The sequence below is a fragment of the Roseicella sp. DB1501 genome (assembly GCF_013112485.1).
Taxonomy (GTDB): Bacteria; Pseudomonadota; Alphaproteobacteria; order Acetobacterales; family Acetobacteraceae; genus Paracraurococcus.
The window spans coordinates 55,309-67,002 of sequence record NZ_JABFHG010000002.1; the positions used below are offsets into that span (position 1 = coordinate 55,309).

The following is an 11,694-nucleotide window of genomic DNA, read 5'->3' on the forward strand; positions in this document are numbered from 1 at the left end:
GGCCCGCCGCCCCCTTCTTTCCTCCGGCAGGCCGCCGCACCACCGCTGCATCCACAGCGCGCGCACGATCCGACATCGCATCGACCTCGACTGTTTTTGTGCACCCGCGCCCCGCTCTTGATGCGGAATCGCACAGCGCGCCAGCCCGACGCGCGCTATATCGTTGCGACATCGAGGCGATTGGCGCCAAGAAGCGAAGGCAGGGAACTCACGTTTCCGTGTTGACAGGGCTCACGGATTGTTCAATGTATAAAGCATTGGATTTGAGGTCTCGGATGCTCGCGGCTTCATCATACGCCTCTGGCATTTCAACCCTGCCGCAGGGGGCGCCGGCCCGGCCTTCCCCGCTCCGCCGGTGCCTCCTGCTCCTCTCCGGTTGGGTGCAGCCCCGGCGCTACCGTCCCGAGCGCCACTACATGCGGGGCGGCAGCACCATCGGCTCGCGCAGCCTCGCCGCCGCCCATGCCCGCATTGCCGGGCGCGGCTGAGGAGGCCCGGCCACAAGCCCAGCCGCTGATCGCCGGGGCCTGACGCGCCGATTCGCTGGCCCTGCCGCTGGACGCGCCTCGCCCCGGATGGAAGGGTCCGGCCATGCCAGCGCCCCTGCCCCTCTCGCCCCGCATAGAGGCCACCGACGCGCCCCCCATCCCCGCCGCCCGCGCCTGGGCGACGCGCTATGCCGGCGGCGCCGGGCCGGCCATCGACCTGACCCAGGCCGTGCCAGGCTACCCGCCGCCCGCCTCGCTGCTCGAACGCCTGGCCGAGGCCGGCGGCAGCCGCGCCGCCGCCACCTACGGCCCGATCGACGGCGATCCGGCGCTGCGCGACGCCCTGGCCGCCGATGCCGCCGCCGTCTACGGCGCCCCGCTGGCCGCGGCGGATGTGGCGATCACCGCCGGCTGCAACCTCGCCTTCTCCATGGTGATGGCGGTGCTGGCGGCGGGCGGCGAGGGCGGCGTCATCTTGCCAACGCCTTGGTACTTTAACCACCGCATGGCGCTGGCGATGCAGGGCATCCCGGCCGTGCCCCTGCCCTGCCGCGCCGAGGACGGCTTCGTGCCCGATCCCGACCGGCTGGCGCCGCTGCTCGCCGGTGGGGCGCGCGCCCTGGTGCTGGTCACGCCCAACAATCCGACCGGCGCGATCTATCCCCCGGCGATGATCGAGACCTGCGCCGCGCTCTGCCGGCGGCATGGCGCCTGGCTGGTGATCGACGAGACCTATCGCGACTTCCTGCCCGCCTCGGCGCTGCCGCCGCACCGGTTGTTCCAGGATCCCGGCTGGCGCGACAGGGTGGTGCATCTCTACAGCTTCTCGAAGGCCTATTGCGTGCCGGGGCATCGCCTCGGCGCCGTCCTGGCCGGGCCGCGACTGCGCACGGCGCTGATGAAGGCGCTCGATACCTGGCAGATCTGCGCGCCGCGGCCGGCGCAGGCCGCCCTCGCCTGGGCGGTGCCGGCGTTGGCGGAATGGCGCGCCGGCAACCGCGCGCTGATGGCCGGACGCGCCGAACAGTTCCGCGCCGCGGTCGCGCAACTGCCCGGCTGGCGGCTGGACGCGCTCGGCGCCTACTTCGCCTATCTCCGCGTGCCGGAGGAAGGGCCGGCCGCCCTGACGGTTGCCGAGCGCCTGGCGGTGGAGCGCGGGCTGCTCGGCCTGCCCGGCCCCTTCTTCGGGCCGGGCCAGGAGCGGCATTTGCGCCTCGCCTTCGCCAATGCCGGGGAAGAGGCGATCGCCGAACTCCCGGCGCGGCTCGCCGCGGGCTGAGCCCCGCGGCGCCCTTCCATCAACGCCCCTGATGCGTGACCGCGCGAGGGAACTCGTTTGGGGCCTCGGATCGATCGACGGACTGGTCCATCGGTATCAAACGACCTTCAGCCGCACGGGGATATTGTTGCGGGTGGCATTGGAATAGGGGCAGATCTGGTGCGCCTTCTCGACCAACGCCTCGGCCTGGTCGCGCGGCACGCCGGGCAGCGTCACGTCCAGCCCGATATCGAGGCCGAAGCCGCCTTCGCTGCGCGGGCCGATGCCGACCGTCGCCTTCACCGTCGCATCGTCCGGCACCTTCGCCGTGCCGTCCTGCGAGGCGGCGAATTTCATCGCGCCGATGAAGCAGGCGGCATAGCCGGCGGCGAAGAGCTGCTCCGGATTGTTGCCCGGGCCACCGCCGCCGCCGAGCTCCTTCGGCGTCGCCAGCCGTAGCTCCAGGCTGCCATCCTCGGTTCGCGCCGAGCCGTCGCGGCCACCGGTCGCGGTCGCGCTGGTCCGGTACTTCACGTCGACGGGCATGCGCTTTCTCCCTGATGGATGACGGCCAAGAATGCCCGCCCTGGGACAAGGTTCCACCATCGGCCGTCCCCCCGCCACGCGACGCATGGCGCCCCCGCGACCGGTCCGCTTCCGGTTTCGCCCCGGCTGGCGCAGCCTTGCCGCCGAGGAGGACCGCCATGACCGCACGCCGCCGCGCCCAGGAGTTCTGCGACCGCTTTGGCCTTCGCCTGCCGATCCTGCAGGCGCCGATGGCCGGGGCCTGCCCGCCGGCCCTGGCCGCGGCCGTCGCCACCGCCGGCGGCCTCGGCGGCTTCGGCGCGCTGATGTCTTCGCCGGCGCAGATGCGCGACTGGGCCACGCAATTCCGCGCCGCCAGCAACGGCGCCTTCCAGATCAATCTCTGGATCCCCGACCCCGCCCCGCAGCGCGACCCGGTGCGGGAGGCGGCGGTGCGCGACGCCCTGCAATCCCTCGCCGGCATCGCCATCCCGGAGCCCGGACCCGGCCCCTTCGTGCAGGATTTCGCCGCCCAGTGCGAGGCGCTGGCCGAGATCGGCCCGGCCATCGCCTCGAGCATCATGGGCGTCTTCCCGCCGGAGGTCGCGGCGCGGCTGCGCGAGCGCGGCATCGCCTGGATCTGCAACGTGACCACCGTCGCCGAGGCCCGCCTCGCCGAGGCCGCCGGCGCCGCGGCGGTCGTCGCGCAGGGCGCCGAGGCCGGCGGCCATCGCGGCAGCTTCGAGGATGCGGCGGCGGAAGCCTCGCAGATCGGCCTCTTCGCCCTGCTGCCGCAGGTGGTGGATGCGGTGCGGATCCCGGTGATCGCCACCGGCGGCATCATGGACGGGCGCGGCATCGCCGCGGCGCTGACCCTCGGCGCCAGCGCCGTGCAGATGGGCACCGCCTTCCTCTGCTGCCCGGAGACGGCGATCCACCCCGCCTGGCGCGACGCCCTGCCGCAGACGCGGCCGGAGGATACCGTGCCGACCCGCGGCTTCTCCGGCCGGCTCGGGCGCGGCATCCGCAACCAGGTGACCGAGCTCTTCGGCGAGGCGCTGCGGCCGGCGCCCTATCCGGTGCAGCGGGCGCTGATGGTGAAGGTGCGGGCCGCGGCCGAGGCTGCCGGGGAGATCGGGCGCATGCAGGCCTGGGCCGGCCAGGGCGCGGCGCTCGCCACGGCGGAGCCGGCCGGCGCGCTGGTGCAGCGGCTCTGGAGCGAGGCCGAGGCGCTGCTGCCCTGAGGGCGCGGTGAGGGCGCGGTGCCCGGCTCTTGCATCGCCTCGCCCGGCGCGGCATGCCTCCCGGCGGGAGGGGCGCCGCTCAGCGACACGCTCAGACGCGATACGCTCAGACCGGGAACATCGCCATGCTCCGCCGAACCCTCCTCACCGGGCTCGCCAGCGCCATCGTCGCGCCGGCGCTCGCGCAATCCTCCGCCGCCAGCCTGCTGCGCTACGTGCCGCAGGCCGATCTCACCGTGCTCGATCCGGTCTTCACCACGGCCTATATCACCCGCCACCACGCGCTGATGATCTACGACCAGCTCTACGGCTTCGACGCGCAGCTCCGGCCGCAGCCGCAGATGGTCGAGGGCCACGAGACGGAGGCCGACGGCCTGATCTGGCGCTTCCGCCTGCGCGAGGGGCTGGCATTCCACGATGGCGAGCCGGTGCGCGGGCGCGACTGCATCGCCTCCATCCGCCGCTGGGCGCAGCGCGACGCGCTCGGCCAGATGCTGCTCTCCCGCACCGCCGAGATGACGGCGCCGGACGACCGGAGCTTCGTGATCCGGCTCACCCGCCGCTTCGGCCCGATGCTCGACGCCCTGGCGAAGATCGGCCCGAGCGCCCTCTTCATCATGCCGGAGCGGATCGCCGCGACCGATGCCAACACCCAGATCCGCGAGACCATCGGCAGCGGCCCCTTCCGCTTCAAGGCGGATGAGCGCGTCGTCGGCGCGCGCGTGGTCTATGAGCGCAACGCCGCCTATGTGCCGCGGCCGGAGGCGCCGAGCTGGGCCGCCGGCGGCAAGCAGGTCTTCTTCGACCGGGTCGAGTGGACGGTGATGCCCGATCCCGGCACCGCCGCGGCGGCGCTGCAGAGCGGCGAGGTGGACTGGTGGGAGAACCCGCCGAACGACCTCGCCCCGATGCTGAAGCGCTCGCGCGACGTGGTGATCAAGCGCGGCAGCCCGCTCGGCACCATCGGCACCGGCATCTTCAACACGCTGCACCCGCCCTTCGACAAGCCGGCGATCCGCCGCGCCGTGCTGCGCGCCATGAGCCAGGAGGATTTCATGAGCGCCGCGGCGGGCGCCGACCCGTCGCTCTGGAACGCCAGGGCCGGCGTCTTCACCCCCGGCTCGCCGCTCGCCAGCGAGGCCGGCATGGAGGCGATCACCGGCCCGCGCGACCTCGCCCGCTCGCGCGGGGAATTGCAGGAGGCCGGCTACAAGGGCGAGACCGTGGTGCTACTCGCCCCCTCCGACCAGCCGGTGCTCTCGGCCCTCGCCGAGGTGCAGCTCGACCTGTTCAGGAAGCTCGGCATGACGGTCGATTACCGCGTCTCCGACTGGGGCACGCTGGTGCAGCGGCGGGCGAGCCGCGAGCCGGTCGAGAAGGGCGGCTGGAGCATGTTCCACACCACCTGGAACGGGCTCGACGGCGTCAATCCCGGCGTCATGACCTGGCTGCGCGCCAACGGGCCGCAGGCCTGGTTCGGCTGGCCAAGCGTGCCGCGCCTCGAAGCGCTGCGGCAATCCTGGTTCGACGCGCCCGATCTCGCGGCGCAGAAGGCGATCGCCGCCGACCTCCAGCGCGTGGTCTTCGAGGAGGCGCCCTACCTGCCGACCGGCCAGTATTTCGCCAACACCGCCTATCGCCGGACAATCACCGAGCCGATCTCGGAGGTCCTCGCCTTCTGGGGCGTGAAACGGGTGTGATATCGGCTTACGCCGGGTCCGCCGAAACGCAGTCGGCGAGGCCCGGCATGGCTTGGCCGGCACGGATCGGCAGGCAGGACGCGGGCGGCGCGGCGAGGAATTCCACGCCGCGCTCCTGCCATGTGCCGAGCAGGCGGTCGAGATGCCGCATCGCGCCGTTCGGCAGGTCGTGCAGCACCATCAGCACCGGCTCTGTCGCCGCGGCATGCTGCGCGAGCGCCCGCTCCGGCCAGCCCTCCGGATCGGCGAAGTCGCGCGGGATGGCGTTCCAGAGCACGACGGTATGGCCGCCCGCCCGCAGGTGCCGCGCCGCCGAGGCATTCAGCAGATGCGGCCCGAGCGCGCCGCCGCCGCCATTCGGCCGGAACAGCCGCTCCGGCTCGCGCAGCGGCCCGAGCAGCGCGTCGCAGGCGGCGATCTCCTCGACCGCCTCGGCGGCGCCGCGCCGGCCGAGCGGCGTGCCATGGCTCAGCGTGTGGTTGCCGACCGGGAAGCCCTCGGCCCGCGCCCGCTCGGCCAGCGTCCGGCGCGCCGGGTCGCGCAGCTTCTCGCCCACCACGAAGAACATCGCCGGAATCCGCCGCCGCCGCAGGATGGCGAGGACATCCGGCGTGACCTCCGGCTCCGGCCCGTTGTCGAAGCTGAGGCAAAGCGGCTGCATGCGAATCGGCTCCGGGGCGAAGGGCGGCGGGAACGGGGCCCGCCGCGCCCCGCCCACTACAGCGGATTGCGTTCGATACTGAACGCCGCTCCGCTGTAGTTCCTTGTTTCCAGGGCGGATTCCCGCGCTCGGCCGCTCACGCCCTCCCGCGATCCGCTCCAGCCTGTTGTTTGCAGAGCGGATTCACGCGTCCAGGCGTTCACGCCCTCCCGCGATCCGCTCCAGCCTGTTGTTTGCAGAGCGGATTCACGCGTCCAGGCGTTCACGCCCTCCCGCGATCCGCTCCAGCCTGTTGTTTGCAGAGCGGATTCACGCGTCCGGGCGTTCACGCCCTCCCGCGATCCGCTCTGGCGCCGGTCAGTGGCCGTAGGGTGGCGTCACCCCATCGTAGTCGATGGTGAGCGTCACCTGGACCTCGCCATGCTGCCCCTCGTAGCGCCGCGGCCGGCCATCGGCGGCGACCCAGAGCCGCCCGGGCGCCTCCGAGCTGGTGTCCTTGCCTGTCGTTCCCGGCAGCATCTGGCGGAAGCTGTAGAGCCGCGCCGCCGCGCCGTCGGGCGCCGTCCCGGCCTCCTCGCGGCAGTCCTGAGGCGGGTAGGCGACGAGGCCGGCGCCCAGCGCTTGGCGCTCGGCGGCCGTCATCGGCAGCTTCACCCAGCGCCCGGCTCCCGGCGAATTGGCATAGACCACGTCGCCGAGGACGAAGCGCTCCTCCCGCACCGGCCGCCGCCGCCCAGGCGTCTGCACCGTGAGCAGGGAGTGGAATTGCTCGGCGGCGCCGAGCGCCTGCATCGCGGCGGCAATCGCGGCGCATTCCGCCTCTCCCGCCCGCGCCGCGCCGGGCAGCAGAGCGGCCAGGAGGAGACCGGCCAGCCCCGCCGCCGGCCCGACCCGAGCCGGGGCACGGCCTGACGCCGTGCCCCCCGCCATGCGCCGCGCGTCCGACGCCATCGCCGCGGCCCTCAGCGAAGGGCCTGCTGCGCCCGCTGGCGCAGCGCGAAGACCCAGACGACGCCGCCCTGCGGCACGTCGCTCTTGAAGCGGACGGGATCGATGTTCTTCAGCGAGTCCTGCATGCGTTGCGCATCGACGCCCCAGCCCGACTGCACGGCGATGTACTGCGTGCCGTCCACCTCAAAGGAGCTCGGCACGCCGGTGACGCCGGAGTTGGTGCGGATCTGCCAGAGCGGCTTGCCGGTCTTGGCGTCGAAGGCCCGGAACATCCGGTCATTCGTGCCGCCCATGAAGACCAGCCCGCCGGCCGTGGTCAGCACCGGCCCCCAGAGCTGCGACTCCTTGAAGGGATGCGACCAGACCTTCTTGTTGGTGCTGAGGTCCCAGGCCTGCAGCTCGCCGATATGGTCGGCGCCCGGCCGCAGGCTCATGCCGATATCCTCGAGCCCGGCGCCGAGGAAGAGCTGCCCCGGCACGTGGTCCATGCGGTGCCCGGTCAGCGAGCCGCAAAGATTCTCGTTGGCCGGCACGTAGAGCAGCTTGGTCTGCGGGTTGTAGGCCGCCGGCGGCCAGTCCTTGCCGCCCCAGAGCGAGGGGCAGAACTCCACCTTGTTGTCGAGACGCGGCTTGCGAGCCTCGTTGTAGGTGGGGCGCCCGGTCTCGGGGTCGAGCTTGGCGAAGACGTCCTGCTTCACGAAGGGCACGCCGGAGACGAAGCGGATGCTGTCGGCGCGCCGCTCGAGCTGCCAGAGATAGCCGTTGCGGGCCGGATGGACCAGCGAGGGGATGTTGCGGCCGTTATGCTCGACATTGATCAGGATCGGCGCCGAGACCTCGTCCCAGTCCCAGCTGTCGTTCCAGTGATACTGGTGATGCGTGCGGATCTTGCCGTCATCGGGGTTGATCGCAATCACCGAGGTGGTGTGGAGGTTGTCGCCGGGCCGCGCATCGCCCATCCAGGGCGCGGCATTGCCGGTGCCCCAATAGGCCAGGTTGAGCTGCGGATCATAGGAGCCGGTGATCCAGATCGAGCCGCCGCCGGTCTGCCAGCCGCCTTGCTTCCAGGTCTCGTGCCCCGGCTCGCCCGGACCGGGAATGGTGTAGGTGCGCCAGGCCTCCTTGCCGCTGTCGGCGTCGAAGCCGGCGATGAAGCCGCGCACGCCGAACTCGCCGCCGGAGCCGCCCACCATGACCTTGCCGCGGGCGACCAGCGGCGCCAGCGTCATGTAGTGGCCCTTCTGGTAGTCTTCGACCTTCTGCGCCCAGACCTCCTTGCCGGTCTTGGCGTCCAGGGCGACGAGGAAGCAGTCGACGGTCGCGACATAGACGCGGTCACCGTAGAGGGCGACGCCGCGATTGGTCGGGTGCAGCTGCGTCAGGTCCTCGGGCAGCTCGCGGCGGTAGCGCCAGATCACGTCGCCGGTGCGGGCATCGAGGGCGATCACCTGGGCCTGCGGCGTGGTGACGTACATCACCCCGTCATTAACGATCGGCGGCGACTGGTGCCCCTCGATCACGCCCGTCGAGAAGGTCCAGACCGGCACCAGCTCGGCGACGTTGCCGGCATTGATCTGGTTGAGCGGGCTGAAGCCGTGGCCGTCATAGGTGCCGCGATACATGAGCCAGTTGCGCGGCTCGGGATTCGCCAGCCGCTGGTCGGTGACCGCGGTGAAGGCCGGTGCCTTGCGCTCCTCCTGCGTGCCGGCGGCGCGCTGCGAGGGCGCGGTCGGTGGGCTGACCGGCGTTGTCTGGTTCTGCGCCTTCTGCGCCATCGCCGTCGCGGCCAGCGCGCCGGAGGCGACCGCCGCCAGCAGCATGGTCTTGAGCATGTGCCTCGCCATTTCCTTCCCTCCCAAACCCGCGGCGCGGGCGCGACGCGGTCCGCAATTCCCTCGCCCCGCCGTTGCGAGGCGGCGGCGCCCTCTCACCTCGGCCGACGGGCGGCGGCCCGTCCCGGCCTTCAGCCCGGCTGCGGCGCGCCGACCCGCCCGACGAAGCGTCCGCCCACGACGAGGAGGCCGTTCTCGACCCGCACCGGCAGGGCGGCGAGCGGCCGGATCGCCGGGCCGTTCACCACCTGGCCGGACCGGCGCGGATCGAATTCCGAGCCGTGGCAGGCGCAATGCAGGGCGTTCTTCTCCGGCTTCCACTCGGTCACCGGGCATTGCTGATGCGTGCAGATGGCCGAATAGGCGACGACGCCATCCGCCGCGCGCTTGCGCGTGGCCTCATCGAGCTCCGCGGGATCGAGCCGGATCAGCAGCACCTGGTTGAGGCGCGAGCCGTTCCGTACCGTGCCGCTGCCGGGCTGCATGGCCCAGGCCAGGACCTGCTCGCCATTCACCGCCAGGTCACCCGGCGCGAGGGGCTTCGGCTCCTTCTCGGCCTCGGCGAGGATGAGCTGGTCGCCCGGCTCGGGCCGGCCCCGCGCCGCGGCATCGCCCGATTGCGCCGCCGCCTCGCCGCAGCAAAAGCCGGCCATCGCCGCCGCGACACCGCCCAGGATGACCTCGCGCCTTGCCGGGGCCGACTCATCCTTCGCCTCGGCGACGTCGCCTGCCAGGAGATTGGATGGCATAAATTCTTGCGCGCCGGCGTGCTTCGCCCGCGTTTTCGACATTCCTCGGTTCATTGCCGATTTGACGACCTCGACATTATTTGGGCGTTGCGGTTCCGCCGCGATCACCACCCGGAGGATGAACCGAGGCCGGCGTCAGGCCAGCATCACGATCCCGTGGTTTTGGGATGCCTCGAATGAAAAAGCGGGAAACCTTACCCCGGCGGGCAGGAAGGCCGCCCGGCGCTTACGCAGCTCAGCCCTCGTTCACCTGGATCATCTCCCGCACCCGCGGATAGACCTGCTGCGCCCAGCGACGGCCGCTGAAGACGCCGTAGTGGCCGACGCCGGTCTGCAGGTGGTGCCGCTTCATCGTCACCGGCACGCCGCGGCAGAGATCGAGCGCCGCTATGGTCTGGCCGATGGCGCAGATATCGTCCTTCTCGCCCTCGACCGTCAGGATCGCGGTGCGGCGGATCGCCTCCGGCCGCACCCGCCGCCCCCGCCAGGTGAGCTGCCCGAGCGGCAGGGCATGCGCCTGGAACACCCGGTGCACCGTCTCGAGATAGAACTCGGCCGGCAGGTCCATCACCGCCAGGTACTCGTCGTAGAAGCGTCGGTGCAGGGCGGCGCGCTCGGCATCGCCGTCGTGCAGCGCCCAGAACTGGTCGCGATGCGCCTTCACGTGCCGCTCGAGATTGAGGCTCATGAAGGCGGCGAGCTGCAGGGCGCCGGGATAGACGCGCCGGCCGCCGCCCCGGTACCGCCAGGGCACGGTCGAGATCATCCGCCGCTCGAACCACTCGATCGGCTTCGACTGCGCCAGCGCGTTGACCCGGGTCGGCCGCACCCGCGTGTCGATCGGCCCGGCCAGCAGCGACAGGCTGCGCGGCGAGCAGGGATCGCGCTCCTCGGCCATGAGCGCGACGGCGGCCAGCGCCGCGACCACCGGCTGGCAGACTGCGAGCACATGCGCGCCGCGGCCGATCGCCCGCAGGAAATCCATGACATGCGCGGTGAACTCGTCGAGGCCGAAGCGCCCGGCAGCGAGCGGCACGTCGCGGGCATTGTGCCAGTCGGTGATGTAGACGTCGTGGTCCTGCAGCAGCACCTGCACGGTGTTGCGCAGCAGGGTGGCGAAATGCCCCGACATCGGCGCCACCACCAGCAGGCGCGGCAGGCGGATCTCCACATCCTTGCGGAAATGCAGCAGGGTGGCGAAGGGCGTCGCCGCCACCGCCACCTCCTCGACCTCCACCATGCGGTTGCCGACGCGCACGGGGCCGATGGCATAGGCCGGCCGCGCATGGCCGATGCCGGCATGGCCGAAGACCTCGAGCGCCGCGCGCCAGGGCCGCAGCGGATGGAGCGCGGGATGCGGCTCGGCCAGGCGGAGCAGGCCGCCCTGCTGGCGCGCCAGCTGCCGCATCGGGGTGAGCAGATCCTGGCCGGCCTGCAGCATCTGGTAGATCATCGGGACCACGCCCTTCCTGCCCGCCCGGCGGCGATCGTCGCATCGTGCCAGCACAGCGTCTTTTCGCAACTGCGAATGCGCTGCTAGGCTGCGGTCCCGGGCATACCGAGGAGGATGCGATGGCCAGGCCGAGCCGCAGCGGGACCGAGCCAGCCGGCACGGCCGTGCTCCGCATCAGCAGCCGCAACTACTCCTCCTGGTCGATGCGCGGCTGGCTGCTCTGCCGGATGTCGGGCCTGCCCTTCGAGACGGAGGTGGTCTCGCCCGACGATCCCGGCTCCCGCGCCGAGCTGCTGCTGCAATCCTCCTCCATCCTCATCCCCTCGCTGCGGCACGAGGGCGCCGAGCTCTGGGACACGCTCGCCATCGCCGAATACCTGAACGAGCAGCGGCCCGAGGCGCGGATGCTGCCGGAGGAGCGGATCGCCCGCGCCCGCTGCCGCGCCATCAGCGGCGAGATGCATGCCGGCTTCGCGGCGCTGCGCTCCACCCTGCCGATGAACCTGCGCAGCGTGGTGCCGAACTTCACGCTCTGGTCCGGCGCGCGCGCCGATATCGCGCGCATCCTCTGGATCTGGCGCGACTGCCTGGAGCGCTGGGGCGGGCCCTGGCTGCTCGGCGCCGAGCGCAGCGTCGCGGATGCGATGTACGCCCCCGTCGTCACCCGTTTCCGCAGCTACGACGTCGCGCTGGACGGGTCGTGCGAGGCCTATGCCCGCGGCATCCTTGCCTGGCCCGATGTCGCGGAATGGATCGAGGCGGCGAAGCGGGAGCCGGAGCCGCCGATCGCCGAGCTCGACCTCGAGGCGGAGTTCTGAGCCGGCCCCGCCGCG

Annotated in this window: 10 protein-coding genes; 4 read left to right on the plus strand and 6 right to left on the minus strand. The window is 72.1% G+C overall.

Annotated features, from left to right (window positions below; all coding sequences use genetic code 11):
- The first annotated feature begins 591 nt into the window (after window positions 1-591).
- Window positions 592-1,767: an aminotransferase gene (locus HJG45_RS03635; protein WP_171610739.1), complete on the plus strand. Its 1,176-nt coding sequence runs from the start codon at window positions 592-594 to the stop codon at window positions 1,765-1,767.
- 96 nt (window positions 1,768-1,863) lie between these two features.
- On the opposite strand, the gene HJG45_RS03640 is transcribed toward HJG45_RS03635, so the two are convergent.
- Window positions 1,864-2,292 carry an organic hydroperoxide resistance protein gene (locus HJG45_RS03640; protein ID WP_171610740.1) on the minus strand — a complete coding sequence of 143 codons (429 nt, stop codon included), beginning with the start codon at window positions 2,290-2,292 and terminating at the stop codon, window positions 1,864-1,866.
- 158 nt (window positions 2,293-2,450) lie between these two features.
- Between HJG45_RS03640 and HJG45_RS03645 the strand changes: the two genes are divergently transcribed.
- Window positions 2,451-3,515 (plus strand): nitronate monooxygenase family protein, encoded by a 1,065-nt coding sequence (locus tag HJG45_RS03645; protein ID WP_171610741.1) that lies wholly within the window; start codon window positions 2,451-2,453, stop codon window positions 3,513-3,515.
- Window positions 3,516-3,640: 125 nt separating this feature from the next.
- Window positions 3,641-5,215 carry an ABC transporter substrate-binding protein gene (locus HJG45_RS03650; protein ID WP_171610742.1) on the plus strand — a complete coding sequence of 525 codons (1,575 nt, stop codon included), beginning with the start codon at window positions 3,641-3,643 and terminating at the stop codon, window positions 5,213-5,215.
- Between the two features lie 7 nt (window positions 5,216-5,222).
- Here the strand turns inward: HJG45_RS03650 and HJG45_RS03655 are convergent, their stop codons facing one another.
- From HJG45_RS03655 to HJG45_RS03675, 5 genes are all read right to left on the minus strand, one after another.
- Window positions 5,223-5,876: a polysaccharide deacetylase family protein gene (locus HJG45_RS03655; protein WP_171610743.1), complete on the minus strand. Its 654-nt coding sequence runs from the start codon at window positions 5,874-5,876 to the stop codon at window positions 5,223-5,225.
- Between the two features lie 357 nt (window positions 5,877-6,233).
- Window positions 6,234-6,806 carry a hypothetical protein gene (locus HJG45_RS03660; RefSeq protein WP_171610744.1) on the minus strand — a complete coding sequence of 191 codons (573 nt, stop codon included), beginning with the start codon at window positions 6,804-6,806 and terminating at the stop codon, window positions 6,234-6,236.
- Between the two features lie 32 nt (window positions 6,807-6,838).
- Complete coding sequence (locus HJG45_RS03665) at window positions 6,839-8,659, minus strand: methanol/ethanol family PQQ-dependent dehydrogenase (protein ID WP_217362813.1); 1,821 nt, start codon at window positions 8,657-8,659, stop codon at window positions 6,839-6,841.
- Window positions 8,660-8,790: 131 nt separating this feature from the next.
- A complete protein-coding gene (locus HJG45_RS03670) occupies window positions 8,791-9,408 on the minus strand; it encodes a ubiquinol-cytochrome c reductase iron-sulfur subunit (RefSeq protein ID WP_171610745.1) in 618 nt (205 codons plus the stop codon).
- Window positions 9,409-9,643: 235 nt separating this feature from the next.
- The gene (locus tag HJG45_RS03675) at window positions 9,644-10,861 is read right to left on the minus strand and encodes a polyhydroxyalkanoate depolymerase (RefSeq protein ID WP_171610746.1); all 1,218 of its coding nucleotides are present in this window, start codon (window positions 10,859-10,861) and stop codon (window positions 9,644-9,646) included.
- Window positions 10,862-10,980: 119 nt separating this feature from the next.
- On the opposite strand from HJG45_RS03675, the gene HJG45_RS03680 reads away from it, so the two are divergent.
- Window positions 10,981-11,679, plus strand: a complete 699-nt coding sequence (locus HJG45_RS03680) for a glutathione S-transferase (RefSeq protein ID WP_171610747.1) — start codon at window positions 10,981-10,983, stop codon at window positions 11,677-11,679.
- Window positions 11,680-11,694: the final 15 nt, after the last annotated feature.